This window comes from Modestobacter sp. SYSU DS0290 (genome assembly GCF_054050955.1).
The window spans coordinates 134574-158518 of sequence record NZ_JBJHAI010000001.1 but is presented as its reverse complement, the minus strand read 5'-3'; the positions used below and the strand labels follow the sequence as shown (position 1 = coordinate 158518).

The window sequence follows — 23945 nt, the reverse complement described above, 5'->3', positions numbered from 1 at the left end:
GGGGGCCGGGCTCAGCCCGCCCGGGTGGCCTGCGGGTCGGAGCCGAGCAGCTGGGGCAGCCAGAACAGCACGGCCGCCGACACCGCCGTCGCCAGCAGGAAGCCGCCGGTGCCGCTGTCCATCACGTAGGCCCACAGCAGGCCCACACCGGGTGCGCCGAAGGGCAGCACGGCGTCGGCCCGCGCCTGCCGGAGCAGGCCGACGTCACCGGCAGCCGGGTCGACCGGGGCCGGGCGCAGCTCACCGCGCGGCGGACGGCGGCGCAGCCGCCCGGAGGGCCACAGCTCGGCGCCGTCGACCACCGGCAGCACCAGCCGGGCGTGGGCCGGGTCGCCGTGGACCTCGACCGTGGTGTCCGGGACCAGCCGGGCCAGCTCCGGCGACCAGTGCACCGGCAGCCAGCGCAGGCCGGCGGAGGTGGACAGCTCCAGCCAGCTGCGCACCAGCAGGCCCTGCCGCAGGACCAGGTGCGCGGCCGGCAGCCGGGTCGCCGGGCGCCGACGCAGCCGGGGGCGGCCGACCAGCCGGGCGACGGTCAGCGCGGTGGCGGCCAGGACGACGACGGCGACCACGACCAGGCCGAAGACGACGTCGGCCAGCGCGGCGGAGGCGGCGTCCCCGTCGGCGTGCAGCGGCACCGGGCCGCCGTCCGCCAGCGCGTTCGCGGCGTACCGGACGGTGACCTGGGCGCCCACCGGCACGTCCTGCGGCTCGGCCAGCTCCAGCCGGCCGGTCAGCTCCGTGCCTCCGGGACCCGGGAACCGCAGGACCAGGCCGCGGTCCCCGGGCGGGGCGCCGACGCCGGTGACCGTGGCGACGGTCGTGGTGTCGGCGGCGGCCAGCGGCGCCCGCAGCTCGGGGACGCGCGCCGCCAGCAGCGCCAGGGCCACCAGCCCGACGACGAGCAGCGGCACCAGGCCCAGCAGCAGCTGGCGGCCGGCCCGCCGGTGCGGGCGCGGCGTCGGGGGAGCGCTCACCGGCGCCATGTTCCCAGGTGGCGCCGCAGGTCGGGCGCGCGTCCCCGGCCCGGGCGCCGGCGGCTCCGGCGAGGGAGTGCCACACCCGGGCGGCGGCTGACTAGGCTGCGAGCCGTGGCCAGCATCGATGCAGTAGGCGCGCGGGAGATCCTCGACTCGCGCGGTAACCCGACCGTGGAGGTCGAGGTCGCCCTCGACGACGGCACGATCACCCGTGCGGCGGTCCCGAGCGGCGCCTCCACCGGCGCATTCGAGGCGGTCGAGCTCCGCGACGGAGGCGACCGCTACAACGGCAAGGGCGTGACCAAGGCCGTCGACAACGTCCTCGACGTCATCGGGCCGGAGCTCGTCGGCTACGAGGCGTCCGAGCAGCGGCTGGTCGACCAGCGCCTGCTCGACCTCGACGGCACCCCGAACAAGGAGCGGCTGGGCGCCAACGCGATCCTCGGCGTCAGCCTCGCCGTCGCCAAGGCCGCGGCCGAGTCCGCCGGCCTGCCGCTGTTCCGCTACGTCGGCGGGCCCTCGGCACACCTGCTCCCCGTGCCGATGATGAACATCCTCAACGGTGGCGCCCACGCCGACAGCAACGTCGACGTCCAGGAGTTCATGATCGCCCCCATCGGGGCGGCCACCTTCGCCGAGGCGCTGTCGGTCGGCGCGGAGACCTACCACGCGCTGAAGTCCGTGCTGAAGAAGCGCGGCCTGGCCACCGGGCTGGGCGACGAGGGCGGATTCGCCCCCGACCTGCCGAGCAACCGGGACGCCCTGGACCTGATCGCCGAGGCGGTGGAGAAGGCCGGCTACACCGTCGGCACCGACATCGCCTTCGCCCTCGACGTCGCCGCGACCGAGTTCCACAGCGACGCCGGGTACGCCTTCGAGGGCAAGACCCTCTCGGCCGACCAGCTCGTCGAGTACTACCGCGGCCTGGTCGACGCCTACCCGGTCGTCTCGATCGAGGACCCGCTGTCCGAGGAGGACTGGGCCGGCTGGGTCGCGATGACCGAGGCGCTCGGCGACCGCGTGCAGATCGTCGGCGACGACCTGTTCGTCACCAACCCCGCGCGGCTGGCCGACGGCATCGAGAAGGGCGCGGCGAACGCGCTGCTGGTCAAGGTCAACCAGATCGGCACGCTCACCGAGACCCTCGACGCGGTCAACCTCGCCCACCGCAGCGGCTACCGCTCGATGATGAGCCACCGTTCCGGCGAGACCGAGGACACCACGATCGCCGACCTCGCCGTCGCCACCGACTGCGGGCAGATCAAGACCGGCGCCCCGGCCCGCAGCGAGCGCGTGGCCAAGTACAACCAGCTGCTCCGGATCGAGGAGGAGCTGGACGACGCCGCGCGCTACGCCGGCGCCGCCGCGTTCCCGCGGCTGGCCCGTAGCTGACGACGCCGTGAGCACCGCCCGCACCCGCCGCGGTCGGCCCGGTGGCGCTCGCCGCCGGGCCTCCTCGCGGCCGGTGCGGGCGGCTGCCCGCAGCAGCGGGGGCAGCCGGCCCGGACGGCGCAGCACGCGCAGCCCGGGCCGCGCCGCCACCGCCCGCCGCGGTCCCCGTGTCACCGGCCGGGCCGTCCTGCTCGGCGCCCTGGTGCTGCTCCTCGCGCTCACCCTGGCCGGCCCGCTGCGCCAGTACGTCGCCGGCCGTCAGCAGCTGGCCGAGCTCGCCGCCGAGCACGACGCGCTCGCCACCCGGGCCGAGCAGCTGCAGGCCCAGCTCGACCGGCAGACCGACCCCGCCTACATCGCCCAGCGGGCCCGCGAGCGGCTCACCTACGTGCTCCCCGGTGACCGGCTGGTCGTCGTCGGGGACGCCGGCGACCCGGGGGACACCGCCGACGCCCCCGCCCAGGCGCCCCGCTCCGACGACCCGGTGCCCTGGTACGAGGGCCTGCTCGGCTCGGTGGCAGCCGCCGACGCCGACCCCGCGGCAGCGGGGGAGTGACCCCTCCCGCAGCAGAAGGCCCCTCTTCACCACCCTTCGCGAGCTCAGGGTGGTGCCCGGGAGGGGGCCGTGACGGAACGGTCGAGGCGCTGCCGCAGACTCTTGGGGTGTCCACACCTGAGCCGGCGCCGGTCTCCCCGCCCGTCACGGCCGAGGACCGCGCCGTCGTCGCCCGCCAGCTCGGCCGCCCGCCGCGCGCCCTGGTGGGGGTGGCCCACCGCTGCCCCTGCGGGCAGCCGGACGTGGTGGAGACCTCGCCGCGGCTGGAGGACGGCACGCCGTTCCCGACGCTGTACTACCTGACCTGCCCACGGGCCAGCGCCGCCGCGAGCCGGCTGGAGTCGGCCGGCCGGATGAAGGAGTGGCAGGCCGAGCTCGGCACCGACCCGGAGCTGGCCGCCGGCTACCAGGCCGCGCACGAGTCCTACCTGGCCACCCGGGACGCCCGTGACGTGCTGCCCACCCGGGCCACCGCCGGCGGGATGCCCGACCGGGTCAAGTGCCTGCACGCCCTGGCCGGCCACGCGCTGGCCGTGGGGCCGGGGGTGAACCCGATCGGCGACCGCGCCGTGGCCCAGATGGGGGAGTGGTGGTCCGCCGGGCCCTGCGCCCAGCCCAGCCCGGACGACCCGGAGGACGTGCGATGACGCGGGTGGCCGCGATCGACTGCGGCACCAACTCGATCCGGCTGCTGGTCGCCGACGTGCCGCCGGAGGGCGCGCACACCGACCTGCTGCGGCGGATGGAGGTGGTCCGCCTCGGCCAGGGCGTGGACGCGACCGGCCGGCTGGCGCCGGAGGCGATCGAGCGCACCCGCCGGGTGCTGGCCGAGTACGCCGTGCAGGCCCGCGAGCTGGGCGCCGAACGGGTGCGGATGGTCGCCACCAGCGCCACCCGGGACGCCGCCAACCGGGCGGACTTCGAGCAGATGGTGCTGGCGACGCTCGGGCAGCTGCCCGACGTCGTCCCGGGGGTCGAGGAGGCGGAGCTCTCCTACCTGGGCGCCACCGCGTCGCTGGCCGCCGCCGCGACCGCACACGGGGTCGCTGCGCCGCGCCCGCCGTTCCTGGTCGTCGACATCGGCGGCGGGTCGACCGAGTTCGTGCTCGGCGACGCCACCGGCGTGCGGGCGGCCCGGTCGGTGGACGTGGGCTGCGTCCGGCTCACCGAGCGGCACCTGCACAGCGACCCGCCCCCGCCGGACGAGGTGCAGGGCGCCGAGGCCGACGTCCGGGCGGCGCTGGAGCTGGTGCGGGCGGCCGTGCCGGTCGGCGAGGCGGCCACCCTGGTGGGGCTCGCCGGGTCGGTGACGACCGTTGCGGCGCTGGCCCTGGAGCTGCCCGGCTACGACCCGGACGCCATCCACGGCTCGCGGATCCCGGTCGGCGCCGTCCGCTCGGTCACCGCCGGGCTGCTGTCGGCCACCCGGGCACGCCGGGCCGCCTCCCCGGTGATGCACCCCGGCCGGGTCGACGTGATCGGCGCCGGCTCGCTGGTGCTGCGGGTGATCATGGACGCGCTCGACTTCGACGAGGTCGTCGTCAGCGAGCACGACATCCTCGACGGCATCGCCCTGCGCCTCGCCCGCTCCTGACGCCGTCTGCGGCGTCAGGAGCGGTGAGGCCCCTCTGCAGGGGCCTGCGCCGAGCTTGCGAGGCGTGGGGGCAGAGGGGGCCTTCCTCAGGCGCTGCCCGCGTTGATGCCCGGCGGCAGCTCGCCGGTCAGCTTCTGGTAGACGGCCGTGGCGCCGCGGTTGCCCAGCAGCCGGCCGAGGGCCACCGTCACCCCGGAGAGCGCTGCCCAGCCCAGTGCGTCAGCCCAGCTGACGCCCGGTGCGGCCGGGTTCTTCGGCGGGGGGCCGCCCCGGGTCTTGCTCCAGGCCGCGGTGATCAGCTTCCGGGACACGATCCCCGCGGGGATGGCCAGGCTCGCGCCGAGCAGCTTGTACAGCAGCGGCGGCTTGGGCGGCTGGGGGGCTCTCTGCTTCTTCGCCATGGGTGGATCATCCCGCCGGGCCCGGTGATCCGCCGCTCCGGGCACCGGTGGTGGACTGTCCGGGTGGCACGCGACCCCGACGGCTATCCGGTCACCCGCACCCCGGCGGGGGTGCGCCGCGGCGCGGCAGCGACCCGCGAGCTCGCCGTGCTGGACGAGCGGATCTCCGGCTGCCGCGCCTGCCCCCGGCTGGTCGCCTGGCGCGAGGAGGTCGCGGTGACCAAGCGGGCCTCGTTCCGGCACGAGGAGTACTGGGGCCGGCCGGTCCCCGGACTGGGCCCGGACGACGCCCGGATCGCCGTGGTCGGGCTGGCCCCCGCCGCGCACGGGGGCAACCGGACCGGCCGGGTCTTCACCGGCGACCGCAGCGGCGACTGGATCTTCGCCGCGCTCTGGCGGGCCGGGCTGGCCAACCAGCCGACGTCGGTGGCCAGGGACGACGGACTGGAGCTCACCGACGTGCGGGTGGCCGCCGCTGTCCGATGCGCACCGCCGGCCAACGCCCCGACGCCGGAGGAGCGGGACACCTGCTCGCCGTGGCTGGCCCGGGAGCTCGCGCTGCTGCCTCGCCTGCGGGTGGTCGTGGTGCTCGGCGGGTTCGGGTGGACGGCGCTGTGGCCGGTGCTCGCCGGGGCCGGCTACGCGATCCCGCGTCCGCGGCCGGCGTTCGGCCACGGCGTCGAGGTCACCCTCGCCGGCCCGCGCGGTCCGCTGACCCTGCTGGGCAGCTACCACGTCAGCCAGCAGAACACGTTCACCGGCAAGCTCACCGAGCCGATGCTCGACGCCGTCCTCACCCGCGCCACGGAACTGGCCGAGGGGTGACGGGGCGGTCCACGGGCCGGTCCACGGGCTAGGGTCCGGCAGCGCCGCGGCGCGTGCGCCCCCGTAGCCCAATCGGCAGAGGCAGGCCCCTTAAAAGGGTCCCAGTGTCGGTTCGAACCCGACCGGGGGCACCGGCGGCCGACGGGAACTACCCGGTCCCCGATGGCGTTGGAACCAGCAGCGTGGGGTGCGAAACTGCACCTCACGGCCCGACCAGTCACCTCGAGGAGATGACGATGCCCAGCAGCAACCCGGCCTTCCGGGGATTCCCGGCAGCCGGCACCGGCCAGTCTGCCGGGTGGGGTGCAGGCCCGCAGCAGACCTACGGCGGGGCACCCACCCAGCACGACCCGTACTCCGCGCCGTCGCCGTACGCGGCCACCGGCCGCGCCTACATGACGATGGACGACGTCGTCACCAAGACCGGCCTCAGCTTCCTGGTGACGGTGATCTCCGCTGCCGTCACGTGGGCGGTCGTCCCCGACGGGCTGGCCATGGGCCTGGCCCTGCCGGCGGTGCTCGTCGCCCTCGTGCTCGGCCTGGTGATCTCGTTCAAGCAGATCGCCAGCCCGGTCGCGACGCTGTCCTACGGCGCCCTCTACGGTGTCGCGCTCGGTGCCATCAGCGAGGCCTACAACGACCAGTTCCAGGGCATCGTGGTCCAGGCGCTCGTCGGTACCTTCGGTGTCTTCGCCGGGATGCTGTTCGCCTACAAGACCGGTGCCATCCGGGTCACCCCCAAGCTGACCCGCTGGATCGTCGGCGCGCTGTTCGGCGTGCTCGCGCTCGTCATCGTCAACCTGGTCGCCGGCTTCTTCATCCCTGGCGGTCTCGGGCTGCGTGACGGTGGCCCGGTCGCCATCATCTTCAGCCTGGTCGTGATCGGCGTGGCGGCGTTCACGCTGCTGCTCGACTTCGACATGGCCGACGAGGCGATCCGCCGCGGCGTCGAGCCCAAGTTCGCCTGGTACATCGCCTTCGGCCTGCTCATCACGGTCGTCTGGCTGTACCTGGAGATCCTGCGTCTGCTCAGCTACTTCCGGGAGTGACGCTCCCGCGGGTGGGGTGACCCCCGCTCGAACGCACCGTGGCCCGGTCCCCGTCAGGGGGCCGGGCCACGGTCGTGTCGGAGGGCTGCTCGCCCCCCGGCGCAGGACCCAGACGGGGCCGTGCTCAGCTGAGCCGCTCGACCACCATGGCCATGCCCTGGCCGCCGCCGACGCACATCGTCTCCAGGCCGAACTGGCCGTCGCGGGCGCGCAGCCCGTTGAGCAGCGTCGTGGTGATCCGGGCGCCGGTCATGCCGAACGGATGGCCGACGGCGATCGCGCCGCCGTGCACGTTCAGCCTGTCGATGTCGATGCCCAGGTCGCGGTAGCTGGGGATGACCTGGGCGGCGAACGCCTCGTTGATCTCCACCAGGTCCATGTCCGAGATCGACATGCCCGCCCGCGCCAGGGCCTGCTGCGACGCCTCCACCGGGCCGTAGCCCATGATCTCCGGCGAGAGCCCGGTGACCCCGGTCGAGACCACCCGGGCCAGCGGGGTGACACCCAGGTCCTGCGCCTTGCGGTCGCTCATGATCACCAGGGCAGCGGCCCCGTCGTTGAGCGGGCAGGCGTTGCCGGCGGTCACCCGGCCGTCGGGGCGGAACACCGGCTTGAGCGAGCTGATGCCCTCCAGGGTGGTGCCGGCGCGGGGGCCGTCGTCGGTGGAGACCACCGTGCCGTCGGGCAGCGTCACCGGGGTGATCTCCCGGGACCAGAAGCCGTCGGCGATCGCCTGCTCGGCGAGGTTCTGGCTGCGGACGGCGAACTCGTCCATCTCGGCCCGGGAGACGTCCTTGAGCAGCGCCAGGTTCTCCGCGGTCTGCCCCATCGCGATGTAGGCGTCGGGCAGCTCGCCGTCCTCCCGGGGGTCCCTCCAGGCGTCCGCGCCGCTCTCGGCGGCCTTGGCCACCCGGGCCTTGGCGTCGGCGAACGCGGGGTTCTCGGTGTCCGGGATGGCGTCGGAGCTGCCCTTGACGAACCGGGAGACCATCTCCACGCCCGCGGAGATGAACACGTCGCCCTCGCCGGCCCGGATCGCGTGCAGCGCCATCCGGGTGGTCTGCAGGGACGAGGAGCAGTAGCGGGTGACCGTCGTGCCGGGCAGGTGGTCCATGCCCATCAGGACGGCGACGATGCGGCCCATGTTGAAGCCCTGCTCACCGCCGGGCAGTCCGCAGCCGAGCATCAGGTCGTCGATGTCGGTCGGGTCCAGCTGCGGCACCTGGTCCAGGGCCGCGCGGACGATGGTGGCGGTCAGGTCGTCCGGGCGCAGGTCTTTGAGCGACCCCTTGAACGCGCGGCCGATCGGGGATCGGGTGGCGGCGACGATGACGGCTTCGGGCATGGGTCCTCCACGTTGAGGATCGCCACCACGGGCGGCGACGGACGTCGGGTCGCCCCCGAACCTACTCCCGGGTAGGCAGCGGCGACCGCCCCCGCCGGAGCTCAGCGGGCGACCGTCTCCCGGGCCTCGTCGGCCTGCGCCGAGGTGAGCATCTCCGGCGGCCGCCGGCGACGCAGCCGGGCCCACGGCCCGCGGGGCCCGGCCTCCTCACCGCGCACCTCGGTCGGTTGGACCTCCGTGCCGGGACGGCCGGCGGCCCGGGCGGCGGCCTGGGCGATCGGGCGGACGCTGTCGCGGCGCAGCCGGAGACCACGGTCGGCGGCTGCCGGCCAGACGCCGACAGCGTCGGCGATCGAGGGCAGCAGCACCGACGCTGCGGCGGCGTAGCCGGCGGCCGACGGGTGGAACTCGTCGATGCTGAACAGCGTCCGGTCGCTGGCGAAGGACGGGCCGAGCACCGAGCCGAGGGAGACGGTGCGTCCGCCCTCGGCGACGACGGCGATCGTCTGGGCCGCCGCCAGCTGCCGGCTCCAGCGCCGGGCGAGCAGCCGCAGCGGCTGACTGATCGGCCGGATGGTGCCCAGGTCCGGGCAGGTGGCGACGACGACCTGGCAGCCGGCGCCGACCAGTGCCCGCACCGCCTCCGCCAGGTGCCGGACGGAGGTGGCCGGCTTCGCCCGGCTGGTGACGTCGTTGGCGCCGATCATGATCAGGGCGACGTCGGGCCGCTCGGCGAGGGCCTGCTCCACCTGGGCGGCGAGGTCCCGGGAGACGGCGCCGGAGACGGCGACCCGGACCAGCCGGACCGGCCGCTCGGCCAGCTCCGCCAGCGCCGCGGCGATCAGGACGCCGGGGGTCTCCGCGGCCCGGTGCACCCCGAGGCCGACGGCGCTGGAGTCGCCGAGCACGGTGAAGACCAGCGGCTTGCTGCGGCCGCGGCCGTAGACGCCGTCGCCGGTGGGCGGGTCGGCCTTCGCCGTGCGGGCGACGACCCGGCGCCGGGCGGCGCGGGCCTCCTGGCGCAGCAGGGTGACCAGGCCGGCGCCGGCCAGCCCGAGGCCGCCGCCGCCGTACGCCGCACCGGTCGCCAGTCGTCGCGCGCGGTTGGCTCGCGTCACCTGGCCCGTCCTCTCGTCCCGCCCCGCGGTCGCGTCCTGCAGCAGAGCACTGATCAGCAGGCTAACCACCCCCTACGGTGGGTCCGTGGCCGCCCGCGCTGATCTCACCCGAGCTGACCAGACCAGACAGCAGCAGATCGTCGACGTCCTGGTCGACGCCTTCGCCCCGCTCATGGCGGCCGACGCCGACGCCTTCCGGACCAAGTTCCGGAAGATGGCGGCCGATCCCTTCGCCTTCTACCGCGGTTCGGCCTGCCTGTTCTACGCGGACATGGCGACGCTGGAGGACCGCTGGTGTGACGAGCGGACGTCGCGCGTGTGGATCCAGGGTGACCTGCACGCAGAGAACTTCGGCACCTACATGGACGGATCCGGTCGAATCGTCTTCGACGTGAACGACTTCGACGAGGCCTACCTCGGGCACGTCACCTGGGACCTGCGCCGGTTCGCGGCCAGCTTCGCCCTGCTGTCCTGGCGGAAGGCCCTGGCCGACGACGTCATCGGGGAGCTGCTGGCCGGCTACCTCGGCAGCTGGCTGGACCAGGTGGGGGCCTTCACGCGCTCGGACTCCGACCGGCTGTTCGCCCTGACCCGGCACAACACCCGGGGAGCCGTGCGGGAGGTCATCCTGCGGACCACGGCGCGCACCCGGATCGGGCTGCTGGACCGGCTGACCGTGGTCGACGGGTACGAGCGGCGCTTCGCCGACCTGCCGCGCAACCGCCGGCTCGGCGACGACGAGCGCGCCGAGGTGCTGGCCGCCCTGGCGCGCTGGCGGCAGACGGTGCACCCGCCGCGCCGCCGGCGGGACGTCGCCTACGAGGTGAAGGACCTCGTGGGCACCGGCGGGTTCGGGATCGGCAGCGCCGGGCTGCCCGCCTACAACGTGCTGCTCGAGGGCTACGACGAGGCGCTGGAGAACGACGTCGTGCTCTCGGTCAAGCAGGGCAACGTGGCCGCGCCCAGCCGGGTGGTCCGCGACCCGGAGGTGAGCAGCTACTTCGAGCACCACGGCCACCGCACGGCGGTCAGCCAGCGGGCGCTGCAGGCCAATGCCTCGCAGTTCCTGGGGCACACCGAGATCGGCGGGGTCGGTTTCGTCGTCGCGGAGCTGTCGCCGTACGAGACCGACCTCGAGTGGGAGGAGCTGACCGAGCCCGAGGAGATCGCCCCGGTGCTCGACCAGCTGGGCCGGGCGACGGCGAAGCTGCACTGCGTCGGCGACGCCGACAGCGACCACACCCTGGTGCCGTTCCAGACCGAGGAGGCGATCACCGCGCTGATCGGCAGGCGGCAGGAGGAGTTCGTCGCCGACCTGGTCGAGTTCGCCCACGGGTACGCACGGCGGACCCAGGAGGACCACCGGCTGTTCGTCGACGCCTTCCGCGCCGGGCTGATCCCGGGGATCAGCTCCAGCGGGGCGCACCCGGTGCGCTGACCCCGCGGGTCAGCGGATCGGCAGCTCGATGACCATGCCGCGGTGCGGGCCCACCGGCCGCAGGTCGTACTCCTCGGTGACCGGGGTGAAGCCGATCCGCTCGTAGAAGCCGACGGCGGCCGCGCGGGCGTCGCACCAGACCAGGTCGCCACCGCGGGCGGCGACCCGCACCAGCCCCTCGGCGACCAGCGCCCGGCCCGCGCCGAGCCCGCGCACCCGCGGGTCGGTGGCCATGCCGCGCAGCTGCCAGGAGCCCTCGCCCTCGCGCCACGGGCAGTCACGCGGGTGGAAGCGGACGACGCCGACGATCTCGCCGCCGTCGACCCGGGCGGCGAGGTGGATCGTGTACGGGGCGTCGTCCTCGTCGATCTCCACCGGGCGCCCCTGGCGGAGCTCCTGGGCGCGCAGCGGGTAGGTGGCCGCCGCGTCGACCTGCTCGATGGTGATCGTGCCGATGGTCCCCGGCGCCCGGCCCGCCTCGGTGCTCACCCCACCAGTCTCCCCGACCCGCACGCCGGTCCGGGCGCGGGGTGACCCAGCCCACGCCCCGGGGTGGACACCCTCAGCGGCCGCGGCGGCCCTTTCGGGCGCGCAGGTAATCGGCGACGACGTACTCCCCGAGGCGCTCGGTGTCGGGGGAGAACACCCGGCCGCCGGCCCGGGCGGTGATGTCGTGCACGAACTCCACCAGTCCCGGCTCGGGGTCCAGGGCGAACACGTTCAGCATCGCCCCCGACCGGGCCACCCGCTCCACCTCGGCGACGGTGCGGGCGATCGTCTCGGGCATCGGCGGCCAGCAGAAGTACGGCGTCCCGTCGTCCTCCAGGTGCGCGGTCGGCTCGCCGTCGGTGACCACCAGGACCACCGGCTCGGCGTCCCGGTGCCGGGCCAGGAAGCGGCGGGCCAGCATCAGCCCGTGCTGCAGGTTCGTGCCCTGCAGGGTGTCCACGCTGAGCTCCGCGAGGGTCTCCGGCCGGAGCACCTGGGCGGTGGAGGAGAAGCCGATGATCTCGATGGCGTCCTGCGGGAACTGCGTGGTCACCAGCGAGTGCAGCGCCATCGCGGTCGACTTCGCCGCGCCCCAGGTGCCGCGCAGCGCCATCGAGTAGGAGAGGTCGACCAGCAGCGCGACCGCGGCGCCGGTGCGCCGCTCGGTCTCCACCACCTCGAAGTCCTCCACGGCGATCTGCACCCGCCGCTCGCCCTCGCCCCGGGGCGTGCCGGCGCTGCGCAGCACCGCGTTGCGCACGGTGCGGACCACGTCCAGCGGCTGCTCGTCACCGAACCGCCACTCCCGCGACGCCCCGGTCAGCTCCCCGGCGGCCCCGGCGTCGGCGACGTCGTGCTCGCCGCGGCCGGTCGCCGAGAGCTGCGCGAACACCCGGCGCAGTGCGGTGGCACCGAGCCGGCGCACCGCCTTGGGGGAGAGCTCCAGCCGCCCCTCGCTGCGGTCGAGGTAGCCCTGCCGCTCGAGCTCGCGCTCCAGCCGGCGCAGCGCCTGCAGGTCGTCGACGGCCGAGCGGCCCAGCGCCTGCTCCAGCAGCTCCTCGTCGACGTCGGCCAGCGAGGCGCCCGCGTACCCCTGGGACAGCTGCTGGGAGAGCGACTCCAGGTCGGCCAGCTCGGCGACCGCCGTGGTCGCGTCGCCCATGCCCAGCCCCTGCTCGCCGTCGGGCACCGGGCCGCGCTGCCCCCAGGGCAGGTCCGGGCGGGCCTGGCGCAGCGCGTCGTTGAGGTGGGCCATCTCGCTCTGCAGCCCGAGGTCGCCCATCGCCTGGCCCATCAGGTCCTGCAGCTCGGCGCGCTGCTCGGGGGAGAGGCCGGCCATCATCCGCTCCTGGGCGGCGGCGCGGCGGGCGAGGGAGTCGATCAGCTCCTCGACCGACTGGGGATCGTCGGGGAAGAACTGCCCGTGCCGGTCCATGAACTCGGTGAACCGCTGGTCGGTGTCCTCGCCCCGGTTGTGCGCGTCGACCAGCGCGGACAGGTCGGCGACCATGTCCTTGACCGCCTGCATCGCGGCGCCGTCGCCTTCCTGCATGGCCTGCAGCGCCTGCTTCATCCCCTGGAACGAGCTGTCCAGCACCTCCTGGCGCAGCAGGTCCTCGATCTGCCGGTAGGCCTGGGCGGCCTCCGGGGAGCGCCACTGGTGGTCCTTGAGCGCGCGGACGGCACCGGCGGTGTCCGGCGGGAGGGCGTCCAGCTCGGCCTCGGCCAGCCGGGCGGCGTCGTCCGGGTCGGGGAACAGCGCCGTCCGCTCGGCCTCGACCGCCTGGTCCAGCAGCTCGCGGACCTGCTCCAGCGTCCCGTCCATCCGCCCGGCCTGCCGCGCCTGGCGCAGCCGGTCGCGGACGTCACGGCGCAGCGCGTCCAGGCCCCGGCGTCCGTCGGCGCCCCGGCGCAGCAGGTCGCGCAGCGCCTCCCGGACGCCGCTGCCCGCGAGCACCTGGTCGCCGATCTCGTCGACGGCGGCGGCGACGTCGTAGGGCGGCGCGAGCGGGTCGGGCCCGCCCCGCCACTGGCCGTACCGGTAGCCCCTCGGCCGACGCCCGGTCACGGTCAGGCCCCGTAGACGGTGCGGCCGCCGTCGGTGTCCTTGGCCAGCCGGCGGGTCAGGTAGAGCCCCTCGAGGGCGAACTCGACCGCGGCCGCCGCCTGTTCGGCCGACTCCTCGCCCTCGGGCACCCCGAGCCGGCCCAGCAGCTGCGCCAGGTTCGGCACGGTGCCCAGCTGGCCCAGCAGGGCGGCCGCCGGCACCAGGTCACCGGACTCGACGGTGTCCCCGCCGGTGAAGTGCTCCTGCAGCCCGGTGAGGTCCAGGCCGCCGCAGCGGGCGCGGAACGTCTGCGCGGTGGCCTGCCGCAGCAGGTGCTCGAGCACCTCCAGGTCGCGCTCGTCGTCGGGGTCGCTGCCGGCGTCGGCGAACTCGACCTTGCCCCGGCTGGCCGGGACGATGCTGGGCAGGTCGACCACCCGGGCCACCGGCCGGGTCTCCCCGGCCACCGCGGCCCGGCGGACGGCGGAGGCGGCCACGGTCTCCAGCCCGGCGATGGCGAACCGCGCACTCACCCCGGAGCGCTGGTCGACGTGGCTGGACTCCCGGACCAGCCGGGTGAACCGGGCGACGATCTCCACCAGGTGCTCGGGCACCAGCGGGGCGTCCAGCCCGTTGCCGGTCAGCCAGCCGGTCTGCGCCTCCTGGTGCAGCAGCCGCACCTCGTCGGCCAGCTCGATCGGGTAGTGGGTGCGGACCTCCGCGCCGAACCGGTCCTTGAGCGGGGTGATGATCCGGCCGCGGTTGGTGTAGTCCTCCGGGTTGGCGCTGGCCACCAGCAGCAGGTCCAGCGGCAGCCGCACCCGGTAGCCGCGGATCTGGATGTCGCGCTCCTCCAGCACGTTGAGCAGCGCCACCTGGATGCGCTCGGCCAGGTCGGGCAGCTCGTTCACGCTGAAGATGCCGCGGTTGGTGCGCGGCACCAGCCCGTAGTGCACCGTCTCCGGGTCGCCCAGGGTGCGGCCCTCGGCCACCTTGATCGGGTCGACGTCACCGATCAGGTCGCCGACGCTGGTGTCGGGGGTGGCCAGCTTCTCGCCGAACCGCTCGCTGCGGTGCAGCCAGCCGACCGGGGTGGCGTCGCCGTGCTCGGCGATCTGCCGGTGCGCCCAGACGCTGATCGGGGCCAGCGGGTGCTCGTTGAGCTCGCTGCCGACCAGCACCGGCGTCCACTCGTCGAGCAGGCCCACCAGGGTGCGGATCAACCGGGTCTTGCCCTGGCCGCGCTCGCCGAGCAGGACCAGGTCGTGGCCGGCGATCAGCGCCCGCTCGACCTCGGGGACGACGGTGTCCTCGAACCCGACGATGCCGGGGAGGGAGGGCTGCCCGGCGCTCAGCCGGGCCAGCAGGTTGTCGCGGAGCTCGGCCTTGACCGGCTTGGCGGTGGCCCCGCGAGCGCGGAGCTCGCCGAGCGTCGTGGGAGCGGGGGGAGTCGGGACCTGAGCGGTCCCCAGCGGTGCGGCGTCCGTCACCTCGACCACGGTACGACGGGGATGTGACAGCCGGGTGTTCGCCGGTTCCGGAGGGCCTCGGCTGCGAAGATCGTGGCCGTGGCGGTCCCCGGTGCAGTCCCCCTGGTCAGCGGAGCCGACGTCGAGGCGGCCGCGCAGCTGCTCGACGGCGTCGTCCGGCGCACGCCGCTGGAGCACTCCCGTGCGCTGGCCGAGCGGGTCGGCGGCCCGGTCTGGCTCAAGTGCGAGAACCTGCAGCGCACCGGCTCGTTCAAGATGCGCGGCGCCTACACCCGGATCTCCCGGCTCAGCGAGGCCGAGCGGGCCCGCGGGGTGGTCGCCGCCAGCGCCGGCAACCACGCCCAGGGCGTCGCGCTGGCCGCCCGCGAGCTCGGGACGACGGCCACGGTGTTCATGCCGGTGTCCGCACCGCTGCCCAAGGTCGCCGCCACCCGCGGCTACGGGGCCGACGCCCGCCTCGGCGGCGCCACCCTCACCGAGGCGATCGCCGCGGCGCTCGTGCACGCCGAGGAGACCGGCAAGGTCTTCATCCACCCCTTCGACCACCCGGACGTGATCGCCGGGCAGGGCACCGTCGGGCTGGAGCTGCTCGACCAGTGCCCCGAGGTGGCCACCGTCGTGGTGTGCACCGGCGGGGGCGGCCTGGTCTCCGGCATCGCCGCCGCGGTGAAGGCCCGGCGCCCCGACGTCCGCGTCGTCGCCGTCCAGGCCGCCGGCGCCGCGGCCTTCCCCGCGTCGCTCGCCGCCGGGCGGCCGGTGCCGCTGACCGCGATGAGCACCATGGCCGACGGGATCGCCGTCGGCGCGCCCGGCGACCTCACCCTCGCGCACGTCGCCGGCCTGGTCGACGAGGTGCGCACGGTCACCGAGGGTGACCTGTCCCGGGCGCTGCTGTTCTGCCTGGAGCGGGCCAAGCTCGTCGTCGAGCCGGCGGGCGTGGCCGCGGTCGCCGCGGTGCTGGCCGACCCGCAGGCGTTCCCGGCGCCGGTGGTCGCCGTCGTCTCCGGCGGCAACATCGACCCGGTGCTGATGATGAAGGTGGTCCAGCACGGCATGGCCGCCGCCGGCCGCTACCTCTCGCTGCGGGTGCAGGTGCCCGACCGGCCGGGTTCGCTGGCCGCCCTGCTGCACGAGCTGGCCGGGCTGGCGGCCAACGTGCTGGCGGTCGAGCACGAGCGGACGACGGCGCGGCTGGACCTGGGCGAGGTGGAGGTCGCGGTGCACCTGGAGACCCGGGGCCCCGACCACGCCACGGAGGTGCTCGCGGCGCTCACCGCGGCCGGGTACGCCCCGCGCACCGACTGACCGCACCGGGGCCCGCCGGGCACCGATGAGTTCTGCGCAGCGCGCCGGTCTGACCGGTGGACCGCCGAGGCGGTCCGTCACGGACCGTCGTCGTCTGGAGGGACCACCGTGCACGCTGCCGAGCCCGGCGCGAAAACCGCTCGGATCTGTCGTACCCGCGCCCTACGGTCCCGGGCATGAGCAACGCCATCGTGGTCGAGGGGCTCGTCAAGCGGTTCGGCGAGCACACTGCGCTCGGTGGGGTCGACCTCACCGTGTCCGAGGGCACCGTCCTCGGGCTGCTCGGGCCCAACGGAGCGGGCAAGACCACCGTCGTCCGGGTGCTCAGCACGCTGCTGCGCCCCGACGGCGGCCGCGCGGAGGTGGCCGGGCTCGACGTCGTGACCCAGGCCGACCAGGTCCGCGCCACGATCGGCTTGACCGGTCAGTACGCCGCGGTCGACGAGTACCTCACCGGTCGGGAGAACCTGGAGATGGTGGGCCGGCTCTACCGGCTCGGCGGGCGGGAGGCCCGGTCCCGCGCCGGTCAGCTGCTGGAGCGGTTCGACCTGACCGACGCGGCGAACCGGCCGGCGAAGACCTACTCGGGGGGCATGCGCCGCCGGCTGGACATCGCGGCGTCGCTGATCGCCCGGCCGCGGGTGCTCTTCCTCGACGAGCCGACCACCGGGCTCGACCCGCGCAGCCGGCTGGGCATGTGGGAGTTCATCGCCGACCTGGTCGGGGAGGGCACGACCATCCTGCTCACCACGCAGTACCTCGAGGAGGCCGACCGGCTCGCCGACCGGATGGTGGTCATCGACCGCGGGCAGGTCATCGCCCGTGGCACGGCCGACGAGCTGAAGGCCCAGGTGGGCGGGAAGCGGCTGGAGCTCACCGTCGCCTCGGCCGAGCAGCTCGGCACCGCCGCCGACTGCCTCGCCCCGCTGGCGGCCGGCGAGCTGCGCCGCGACGAGCAGACCCGCCGGCTGACCGTGCCGGTCACCGGCGGCACCGGCACCCTCGCCGAGGCGCTGCGCCGGCTCGACGCCGGCGCCGTCCAGGTCCTCGACATCGGGTTGCGCCGCCCCGACCTCGACGACGTCTTCCTGACCCTGACCGGGCGCGCCACCGAGGACGGCCCCCAGCCCGACGACCCGACCGAGGCCGAGGGCGAACGCCCGCTGGCCCGCAGCGGAGGAGCAACCCGATGAGCGCCCTGGCCGCGACCGCGTCCGACAGCTGGACGATCACCAAGCGCAACCTGATCAAGGTCAAGCGGGTGCCCGACCTGATCGTCTTCGCGACGCTCTCGCCGATCATGTTCGTGCTGCTGTTCCGCTACGTCTTCGGCGGCGCGATCGGGGGCAGCCTGCCCTCGGGGATCAGCTACGCGGAGTTCCTGCTGCCCGGGATCTTCGCCCAGACGGTGGTGTTCGGTGCCACGGTCACCGGCGCGAGCATCGCCGAGGACCTGCAGAAGGGGCTGATCGACCGGTTCCGCTCGCTGCCGATGTCCCGCTCGGCGGTGCTCATCGGCCGCACCGTCGCCGACCTGGGCCTGAACGCCATCTCGATCGCGGTGATGGCGCTGACCGGGCTCGTGGTCGGCTGGCGGATCAACACCTCGGTGGGGGAGGCGATCGCCGGCTTCCTGGTGCTCCTGCTGTTCGCCTTCGCGGTCAGCTGGGTGATGGCGGTGGTCGGGTTGGCGGTGCGGACGCCGGAGGTGGTCAACAACGCCAGCTTCATCGTGATCTTCCCGCTGACGTTCGTGGCGATCACCTTCGTGCCGCTGGTGGCGTTCCCCTCGGTGCTCCGCCCGATCGCCGAGTGGAACCCGGTGTCGGCGGTGGTGCAGGCCTCCCGGGAGCTCTTCGGCAACTCCGTCCCGGGCTTCCCGGCCACCGACGCCTGGTCGCTGCAGAACCCGGTGCTCTACACCGTGATCTGGATGGTCGTGCTGCTGGCGGTCTTCGCCCCGCTGGCGGTCCGCCAGTACCTGCGCACCTCGACCCGCTGAGGAGGGGAGGAGGACCCCGTCCGGAGACTCACCCGTCGCACGCTCAGGGGGAGTCTCCGGACGGGGCTGGGCCCCACCGCGCGCAAGCTCGCGGCGGGCCCCTGCAGAGAGGCCGGGGGAGGGGACGAGGATGGTCGGCGATGAGCACCGTTGACCCGGCCACCTCGCCGGCCCCCGCACCCCTGCCCGAGTCGAACCCGCTGGCGGCGCCGTCCACGCTGCCGTACCAGTTGCCGCCGTTCGCCGACCTGACCGTCGACCAGGTGCGGGAGGCGCTGCTGGCCGGGATGGCCGAGCAGCGGGCGGAGGTCGCGGCGATCGTCGCCGACCCGGCCGAGCCCACCTTCGACAACACGGTCGTGGCGCTGGAGCGCTCCGGTCAGCTGCTCGCCCGCGCCGAACGGGTGTTCCACAACCTGACCTCGGCCGTCTCCTCCGAGCGGGTCCGCGAGGTCGAGCGGGAGATCGCCCCGCTCGCCGCGGCGCACGCCGACGCCCTCCGGCTGGACCCGGCGCTGTTCGCCCGGGTCGACGCCGTGCACGCCGGGCGGCACCAGGCGGGCCTCGACCCGGAGGCGCTGCGGCTGGTCGAGCGGTACCATCTCGACTTCGTCCTCTCCGGCGCTGCCCTGGACGACGCCGGCCGGGACCAGCTGCGGGAGCTGAACCAGCGGCTCGCCGAGCTGAACACCCGCTTCGATCAGAACCTGCAGCTGGCCACCGAGGCCGCCGCCGTCCTGGTCACCGACGCCGCCGAGCTCGACGGGCTGTCCCCGGCGCAGGTCGCCGCGGCGGCCGGCGCCGCCGCCGAACGCGGCCACGAGGGGGCGTACCTGCTCACCCTGGTGCTGCCCAGTGGGCAGCCCGCGCTCGCCCGGCTGCGCAACCGCGAGCTGCGGCGCCGCCTGTTCGAGGCCTCGGTCACCCGGGCGTCGTCCGGGGAGCACGACAACGGCCCGGTGGCCGCGGAGATCGCCACCGTCCGCGCGGTGCGCGCCCGGCTGCTCGGCTTCGACACCCACGCCGACCTGGTCGCCGCCGACCAGACCGCGCGCACCTCCGCGGCGGTCGACGCCCTGCTCGGTGAGCTCGTCACCCCCGCCGTGGCCAACGCGCACGCCGAGGCCGCGGTGCTCACCGAGCTCGCTGCCACCGACGGCGTCGAGCTCGCCGCCTGGGACTGGGCGTTCTACGCCGAGCGGGTCCGCGCCGAGCGCTACGCCGTCGACAGCGCCGCGCTGCGGCCGTGGTTCGAGCTGGACCGGGTGCTCGTCGACGGGGTCTTCCGGGCTGCCGAGCTGGTCTACGGCTACACCTTCTCCCCCCGGCCGGACCTGGTCGGCTACCACCCCGACACCCGGGTGTGGGAGGTCTTCGGCGCCGACGGTCAGCCGGTGGGCCTGTACCTGGGCGACTTCTACGCCCGGGAGGGCAAGCGCGGCGGCGCCTGGATGAGCGCCTTCGTCACCCAGGCGCGGCTGCTGGGCACGAGCCCGGTGGTGTTCAACAACCTCAACGTCACCAAGCCCGCGGCCGGCGAGCCCACCCTGCTCACGCTGGACGAGGTGAACACCCTCTTCCACGAGTTCGGCCACGCTCTGCACGGCCTGTTCTCCGACGTCACCTACCCGCGGTTCTCCGGCACCAGCGTGCCGCGCGACTTCGTCGAGTACCCCAGCCAGGTCAACGAGATGTGGGCGCTGTGGCCCGAGGTGCTGGCCTCCTACGCCAGGCACGTCGACACCGGGGAGCCGCTGGGCCAGGAGGTCGTCGACGCGCTGGAGGCCGCGGCGCTGTGGGGCGAGGGGTTCGCGACGCTGGAGTACCTGGCCGCCACCCTGCTCGACCAGGCCTGGCACCGGATCACCCCGGACACCGACGTCAGCGACCCGCAGGCGTTCGAGGCCCGGGCCCTGGCCGAGGCCGGGGTGGCCTACGAGCTGGTGCCACCGCGCTACCGGACGACGTACTTCCAGCACGTCTTCGCCGGCGGCTACTCGGCCGGGTACTACTCCTACATCTGGTCGGAGGTGCTCGACGCCGACACCGTGGAGTGGTTCAAGGAGAACGGCGGCCTGCGCCGGGAGAACGGCGACGTCTTCCGGGCTCGGCTGCTCTCCCGCGGCGGTTCCGTCGACCCGCTGGGCGCCTTCCGCGCCGTCCGGGGCCGGGACGCCGACACCGGCCCGCTGCTCCGCCGCCGCGGGCTGGTCACGGCCTGAGCGGACTCGAGGAGCCGCGCGGGCGACGCCCGCCCGGCTCCTCTGGCCGGGCCGTGGCCGGGCCCTTCCCACGCTCGTCAGGTGCATCCCTCGCGCCGCAGCGCGAGGGATGCAGGCGGAGAGCGTGGAAAGCCGGGCCGGCACCGGCACCTGGCCGCGGTGCGACCCGGCAGGATCGCGATGTCAGAGCCAGGGCAGCCCGAGCACCAGGTCCAGGTCGTCGGGGGCCGCGCCGTCCCGCACCAGCCGGTTGGGCTGGCGGTGGCCGCACCGCGTGCAGCGGTGCACCACCTGCCAGCCCTTCCCGGACTTCTCGACCAGCCCGACGGGCTGCATCGGCGCACGGCACTCGCTGGCCCGGTCGCCGGGCTTGTCGTCGACGTGCAGCGACCACAGGCACCACGGGCAGTGGTTGCGGTAGTGCCCGTCGGAGTTGGCCGGCACCGGGGTCGAGCAGTGCACGCAGGCGAACGAGGTGTTCTCCGCCCGCCGCGACCGTGCGCGCCCGCCGTCCACCGTGCTGGTCACCGCTGGGTCAGGGGACGAACGGCTCGACGGCCAGGACCTTCACGGAGATGTCCTTGCCGTTGGGTGCCGTGTAGGTGACCGTGGCCCCCGGCTTGGCGCCCACGATGGCCGCGCCGAGCGCCGACTCGGGGGAGTAGACGGTCAGCTCCGTGGTGCCGGCGATCTCGCGCGAGCCCAGCAGGAACTTCTCGGTGTCGTCCTCGTCGCCGTCGAAGGCGATGGTGATCACGGTGCCGATGGCGGCCGTGGTCGCCTTCCGGGGCGGCTCGCCGACCCGGGCCTTGCGCAGCAGGTCGGTGAGCTGGCGGATCCGGCCCTCCTGCTTGCCCTGCTCCTCGCGGGCCGCGTGGTAGCCGCCGTTCTCCTTGAGGTCGCCCTCTTCGCGGCGGTCGTTGATCTCCTTGGCCATGGCCGGACGGTTCGCCACCAGCTCATCGAGCTCGGCGCGCAGCCGGTCGTGGGCCTCCTGCGTCAGCCAGACGCCCTGGTCCTGCTCGTCGGTCGGGGTGGACAAGGATGACTCCCGGTGCTCATGATGCGACCCCCGGTCAGGGGGTCACCGTGCGGTCAATCCGAGCAACGTAACACCGGAACGTGACCGCACGCACGGTCCCAGACGTCGAGGGGGCGCGTGACGACGGGCGTCCTCGGGGGATGATGGTCGGCGTGAGCGAACCGGATCAGCTGCGCCTGCTCGCGGTGCACGCCCATCCCGACGACGAGTCGAGCAAGGGCGCCGCGACCATGGCCAAGTACGTCGCCGAGGGTGTCCGCGTCATGGTGGCCACCTGCACCGGGGGAGAGCGCGGCTCGGTGCTCAACCCCGCCATGGACCGTCCCGAGGTCTGGGAGCGGATGAGCGAGCTCCGGATGGAGGAGATGGCCCGGGCGCGGGAGATCCTCGGCGTCGAGCAGGAGTTCCTCGGCTTCGTCGACTCGGGGCTGCCCGAGGGTGACCCGCTGCCGCCGCTGCCCGAGGGGTGCTTCGCGCTGGTGCCGATCGAGGAGGCCGCCGCCCCGCTGGTGGCGCTGATCCGCCGGTTCAAGCCGCAGGTGATCACCACCTACGACGAGCGCGGCGGGTACCCCCACCCCGACCACATCAAGACCCACGAGATCTCGGTGCACGCCTTCGAGGCGGCCGGTGACCCGGACCGGTACCCGGACCTGGGCGAGCCGTGGCAGCCGAGCAAGCTCTACTACCACATGAGCTTCACGCTGCCCCGGTACAAGGCGTTGCACGAGGCGATGCTCGCCACCGGTGCGGAGTCGCCGTACACGGAGTGGCTGGAGACCTGGGACGAGAGCCGGGACATGTCCCACCGGGTCACCACCCGGGTGCCCTGCGCGGAGTACTTCCCGGTCCGGGACGCCGCACTGATCGCGCACGCCACCCAGATCGACCCGACCGGGCGCTGGTTCTCCGTGCCGATCGACGTGCAGACCGAGACCTGGCCCACCGAGGACTACGAGCTGGCCCGGTCGCTGGTCGACTCCCCGCTGCCCGAGGACGACCTCTTCGCCGGCGTGCGCACCGCGGAGCGTGCCGCGTGACCGGGGCGCTGACCGTCCTCGCCGTCCAGCAGCAGCAGCTGCCGGAGGACGTCGGCAAGTCCGGCCCGCTCGGTCTGCTGCTGATCGTCGTCCTGCTGATCGCCATCCTCTTCATCGGTCGGTCGATGACCCGCCACCTGAAGCGGTTGCCGAACAGCTTCGACCCGGCCGACCAGGTGCCCGACACCCCGGCCGTGCTCGTCGACGAGCAGCCGGAGCGGGCCCCCGGTGAGGAGCTGCTGGACACGCTGCGGCGTGCCCCCCGGGCGATCGAGCCCCCGCGGGACGGCGACTGATCCCGGGCTGACCCCGGGCGCCCGCGGCGACCAGGGACACTGGGCGGGTGCCGACGACCGCGGAGCCCACCGAGACCGACGTCCTCGTGGTCGGAGCCGGCCCGGCGGGCTCGGCGGCGGCCGCTTGGGCCGCGCGGTCGGGCGCCGAGGTCGTCCTCGCCGACGCCGCCGTCTTCCCACGCGACAAGACCTGCGGCGACGGGCTGACCCCGCGCGCGATGGCCGAGCTGGACGTCCTGGGGCTCGGCGACTGGGTGCGGGCCCGCGGCCGCAACCGCGGGTTGCGCGCCGCCGGCTTCGGCCAGGAGCTGCTGCTGCCCTGGCCCGGCGGGGCGCTGCCCGACCACGGCGGCGCGGTGCCCCGCACCGAGCTCGACGCCCGGATCCGGGAGGTGGCGGTCGACGCCGGTGCGGCCCCGCTGGAGGGCGCCCGCGCGGTGGACGTCGAGCGGGACGGCGACCGGGTGGCCGCGGTGGTGTTCCGCCGCCCCGACGACTCGACGACGACGGTGGCCTGCCGCCGGCTGGTGGTCGCCGACGGGGTGCGCTCCCCGCTGGGCAAGGTGCTGGGCCGGGAGTGGCACCGGGAGACCGCCTACGGGGTCGCCGCCCGGGGCTACGTGCGCTCGGGCCGCAGCGACGACGAGTGGATCTCCTCCCACCTGGAGCTGCGCGGCGCCGAGGGCGAGCTGCTGTCCGGCTACGGCTGGGTGTTCCCGCTGGGGGCGGCGGCCGGTGAGGTCAACGTCGGCGTGGGCACGCTGGCCACCGGGAAGCGCCCGGCCGACGTCCGGCTGCGCAGCCTGCTGGAGCTCTACACCGACCAGCGGCGCGAGGAGTGGCAGATCGAGGGCGCCGTCCGGGCGCCGGCGAGCGCGCTGCTGCCGATGGGGGGCGCCGTCTCCGGGGTGGCCGGGCGCAACTGGGCGCTGGTCGGCGACGCCGCCGGCTGCGTCAACCCGCTCAACGGCGAGGGCATCGACTACGGCCTGGAGACCGGGCGCAGCGTGGTCGAGCTGTTCGACGAGGCCGACTGGTCGCAGGCCTGGCCGGCGACGCTGCGCCGGCACTACGGCGAGGCGTTCTCCATCGCCCGGCGGCTGGCGGGGCTGCTCACCGTGCCTCGGCTGCTCCCGGCGGCCGGGCCGGTGGGGATGCGCTCGCGGGTGCTGATGACCGTGGCGCTGCGGGTGATGGGCAACCTGGTCACCGAGGCCGACCGCGACGTCGTCGCCCGGGCCTGGCGCACCGCCGGGAGGCTCTCCCTGAAGCTGGACTCCCGACCGCCGTTCGTCTGAGTGGCTCAGCCTGAGC

23 protein-coding genes and 1 tRNA gene are annotated in these 23945 nt (G+C 74.8%); 15 read left to right on the top strand and 9 right to left on the bottom strand.

Going from position 1 to position 23945, the window contains the following annotated elements:
- Positions 1 to 11 precede the first annotated feature (11 nt).
- Complete coding sequence (locus ACI795_RS00845) at positions 12 to 977, bottom strand: hypothetical protein (RefSeq protein ID WP_457073125.1); 966 nt, start codon at positions 975 to 977, stop codon at positions 12 to 14.
- A 114-nt stretch (positions 978 to 1091) separates the two neighbouring features.
- On the opposite strand from ACI795_RS00845, the gene eno reads away from it, so the two are divergent.
- From eno to ACI795_RS00825, 4 genes are all read left to right on the top strand, one after another.
- Positions 1092 to 2372, top strand: a complete 1281-nt coding sequence (gene eno, locus ACI795_RS00840; protein WP_457073124.1) for a phosphopyruvate hydratase — start codon at positions 1092 to 1094, stop codon at positions 2370 to 2372.
- Between the two features lie 7 nt (positions 2373 to 2379).
- Positions 2380 to 2928 (top strand): FtsB family cell division protein, encoded by a 549-nt coding sequence (locus ACI795_RS00835; RefSeq protein WP_457073123.1) that lies wholly within the window; start codon positions 2380 to 2382, stop codon positions 2926 to 2928.
- 107 nt (positions 2929 to 3035) lie between these two features.
- Positions 3036 to 3575 (top strand): DUF501 domain-containing protein, encoded by a 540-nt coding sequence (locus ACI795_RS00830; RefSeq protein WP_457073121.1) that lies wholly within the window; start codon positions 3036 to 3038, stop codon positions 3573 to 3575.
- The gene (locus ACI795_RS00825) at positions 3572 to 4522 is read left to right on the top strand and encodes a Ppx/GppA phosphatase family protein (RefSeq protein WP_457073120.1); all 951 of its coding nucleotides are present in this window, start codon (positions 3572 to 3574) and stop codon (positions 4520 to 4522) included. Before ACI795_RS00830 ends, ACI795_RS00825 begins: the two co-directional genes overlap by 4 nt.
- An 86-nt stretch (positions 4523 to 4608) precedes the next feature.
- On the opposite strand, the gene ACI795_RS00820 is transcribed toward ACI795_RS00825, so the two are convergent.
- On the bottom strand, positions 4609 to 4923 hold the full coding sequence (locus tag ACI795_RS00820; RefSeq protein ID WP_457073118.1) for a DUF4235 domain-containing protein: 315 nt from the start codon (positions 4921 to 4923) through the stop codon (positions 4609 to 4611).
- A gap of 63 nt (positions 4924 to 4986) precedes the next feature.
- Here ACI795_RS00820 and ACI795_RS00815 point away from each other — a divergent pair, with 63 nt between their 5' ends.
- The 3 genes from ACI795_RS00815 (at position 4987) to ACI795_RS00805 (ending at position 6797) form a co-directional block, all read left to right on the top strand.
- Positions 4987 to 5748: a uracil-DNA glycosylase gene (locus ACI795_RS00815; protein ID WP_457073117.1), complete on the top strand. Its 762-nt coding sequence runs from the start codon at positions 4987 to 4989 to the stop codon at positions 5746 to 5748.
- Positions 5749 to 5805: 57 nt separating this feature from the next.
- Positions 5806 to 5879, top strand: a tRNA-Leu gene (locus ACI795_RS00810).
- Between the two features lie 105 nt (positions 5880 to 5984).
- The gene (locus ACI795_RS00805) at positions 5985 to 6797 is read left to right on the top strand and encodes a Bax inhibitor-1/YccA family protein (RefSeq protein ID WP_457073116.1); all 813 of its coding nucleotides are present in this window, start codon (positions 5985 to 5987) and stop codon (positions 6795 to 6797) included.
- Positions 6798 to 6921: 124 nt separating this feature from the next.
- On the opposite strand, the gene ACI795_RS00800 is transcribed toward ACI795_RS00805, so the two are convergent.
- Both ACI795_RS00800 and ACI795_RS00795 read right to left on the bottom strand, forming a co-directional pair.
- A complete protein-coding gene (locus ACI795_RS00800; protein WP_457073114.1) occupies positions 6922 to 8142 on the bottom strand; it encodes an acetyl-CoA C-acetyltransferase in 1221 nt (406 codons plus the stop codon).
- A gap of 101 nt (positions 8143 to 8243) precedes the next feature.
- A complete protein-coding gene (locus tag ACI795_RS00795) occupies positions 8244 to 9260 on the bottom strand; it encodes an SGNH/GDSL hydrolase family protein (protein ID WP_457073113.1) in 1017 nt (338 codons plus the stop codon).
- 85 nt (positions 9261 to 9345) lie between these two features.
- Here ACI795_RS00795 and ACI795_RS00790 point away from each other — a divergent pair, with 85 nt between their 5' ends.
- Positions 9346 to 10698, top strand: coding sequence for a DUF2252 domain-containing protein (locus ACI795_RS00790; RefSeq protein ID WP_457073112.1), 1353 nt, complete (start codon positions 9346 to 9348; stop codon positions 10696 to 10698).
- A gap of 9 nt (positions 10699 to 10707) precedes the next feature.
- On the opposite strand, the gene ACI795_RS00785 is transcribed toward ACI795_RS00790, so the two are convergent.
- The 3 genes from ACI795_RS00785 to ACI795_RS00775 form a co-directional block, all read right to left on the bottom strand.
- On the bottom strand, positions 10708 to 11187 hold the full coding sequence (locus ACI795_RS00785) for a GNAT family N-acetyltransferase (RefSeq protein ID WP_457073110.1): 480 nt from the start codon (positions 11185 to 11187) through the stop codon (positions 10708 to 10710).
- A 73-nt stretch (positions 11188 to 11260) separates the two neighbouring features.
- Positions 11261 to 13255 (bottom strand): VWA domain-containing protein, encoded by a 1995-nt coding sequence (locus ACI795_RS00780; RefSeq protein WP_457073108.1) that lies wholly within the window; start codon positions 13253 to 13255, stop codon positions 11261 to 11263.
- 2 nt (positions 13256 to 13257) lie between these two features.
- On the bottom strand, positions 13258 to 14724 hold the full coding sequence (locus tag ACI795_RS00775) for a sigma 54-interacting transcriptional regulator (RefSeq protein ID WP_457073107.1): 1467 nt from the start codon (positions 14722 to 14724) through the stop codon (positions 13258 to 13260).
- 78 nt (positions 14725 to 14802) lie between these two features.
- On the opposite strand from ACI795_RS00775, the gene ilvA reads away from it, so the two are divergent.
- From ilvA to ACI795_RS00755, 4 genes are all read left to right on the top strand, one after another.
- On the top strand, positions 14803 to 16029 hold the full coding sequence (gene ilvA, locus ACI795_RS00770; protein ID WP_457073106.1) for a threonine ammonia-lyase: 1227 nt from the start codon (positions 14803 to 14805) through the stop codon (positions 16027 to 16029).
- 176 nt (positions 16030 to 16205) lie between these two features.
- Positions 16206 to 17222 carry an ATP-binding cassette domain-containing protein gene (locus ACI795_RS00765; RefSeq protein WP_457073104.1) on the top strand — a complete coding sequence of 339 codons (1017 nt, stop codon included), beginning with the start codon at positions 16206 to 16208 and terminating at the stop codon, positions 17220 to 17222.
- Entirely contained in the window at positions 17219 to 18031 is an 813-nt protein-coding gene (locus tag ACI795_RS00760) for an ABC transporter permease (protein WP_457073103.1), read from the top strand. Before ACI795_RS00765 ends, ACI795_RS00760 begins: the two co-directional genes overlap by 4 nt.
- 140 nt (positions 18032 to 18171) lie before the next feature.
- Positions 18172 to 20253, top strand: coding sequence for a M3 family metallopeptidase (locus ACI795_RS00755; RefSeq protein ID WP_457073102.1), 2082 nt, complete (start codon positions 18172 to 18174; stop codon positions 20251 to 20253).
- A gap of 183 nt (positions 20254 to 20436) precedes the next feature.
- Here the strand turns inward: ACI795_RS00755 and ACI795_RS00750 are convergent, their stop codons facing one another.
- Both ACI795_RS00750 and greA read right to left on the bottom strand, forming a co-directional pair.
- Positions 20437 to 20781 (bottom strand): RNHCP domain-containing protein, encoded by a 345-nt coding sequence (locus ACI795_RS00750; protein ID WP_457073101.1) that lies wholly within the window; start codon positions 20779 to 20781, stop codon positions 20437 to 20439.
- A gap of 7 nt (positions 20782 to 20788) precedes the next feature.
- Positions 20789 to 21295 (bottom strand): transcription elongation factor GreA, encoded by a 507-nt coding sequence (gene greA / locus ACI795_RS00745; protein ID WP_457073100.1) that lies wholly within the window; start codon positions 21293 to 21295, stop codon positions 20789 to 20791.
- A gap of 152 nt (positions 21296 to 21447) precedes the next feature.
- On the opposite strand from greA, the gene mca reads away from it, so the two are divergent.
- The 3 genes from mca to ACI795_RS00730 are packed head-to-tail and all read left to right on the top strand — an operon-like array spanning position 21448 to position 23929.
- Positions 21448 to 22335 (top strand): mycothiol conjugate amidase Mca, encoded by an 888-nt coding sequence (gene mca, locus ACI795_RS00740; RefSeq protein ID WP_457073098.1) that lies wholly within the window; start codon positions 21448 to 21450, stop codon positions 22333 to 22335.
- On the top strand, positions 22332 to 22631 hold the full coding sequence (locus ACI795_RS00735; protein ID WP_457073096.1) for a hypothetical protein: 300 nt from the start codon (positions 22332 to 22334) through the stop codon (positions 22629 to 22631). Before mca ends, ACI795_RS00735 begins: the two co-directional genes overlap by 4 nt.
- A gap of 47 nt (positions 22632 to 22678) precedes the next feature.
- Positions 22679 to 23929, top strand: a complete 1251-nt coding sequence (locus tag ACI795_RS00730; protein ID WP_457073095.1) for a geranylgeranyl reductase family protein — start codon at positions 22679 to 22681, stop codon at positions 23927 to 23929.
- The last annotated feature ends 16 nt before the right edge of the window (positions 23930 to 23945 follow it).

Coding starts and splice junctions, on each gene's coding strand:
- ACI795_RS00755 (WP_457073102.1), top strand. CDS start 18,172: ATGAGCACCGTTGACCCGGCCACCTCGCCGGCCCCCGCACCCCTGCCC.
- ACI795_RS00760 (WP_457073103.1), top strand. CDS start 17,219: ATGAGCGCCCTGGCCGCGACCGCGTCCGACAGCTGGACGATCACCAAG.
- ACI795_RS00765 (WP_457073104.1), top strand. CDS start 16,206: ATGAGCAACGCCATCGTGGTCGAGGGGCTCGTCAAGCGGTTCGGCGAG.
- ACI795_RS00800 (WP_457073114.1), bottom strand. CDS start 8,142: ATGCCCGAAGCCGTCATCGTCGCCGCCACCCGATCCCCGATCGGCCGC.
- ACI795_RS00805 (WP_457073116.1), top strand. CDS start 5,985: ATGCCCAGCAGCAACCCGGCCTTCCGGGGATTCCCGGCAGCCGGCACC.
- ACI795_RS00825 (WP_457073120.1), top strand. CDS start 3,572: ATGACGCGGGTGGCCGCGATCGACTGCGGCACCAACTCGATCCGGCTG.
- ACI795_RS00820 (WP_457073118.1), bottom strand. CDS start 4,923: ATGGCGAAGAAGCAGAGAGCCCCCCAGCCGCCCAAGCCGCCGCTGCTG.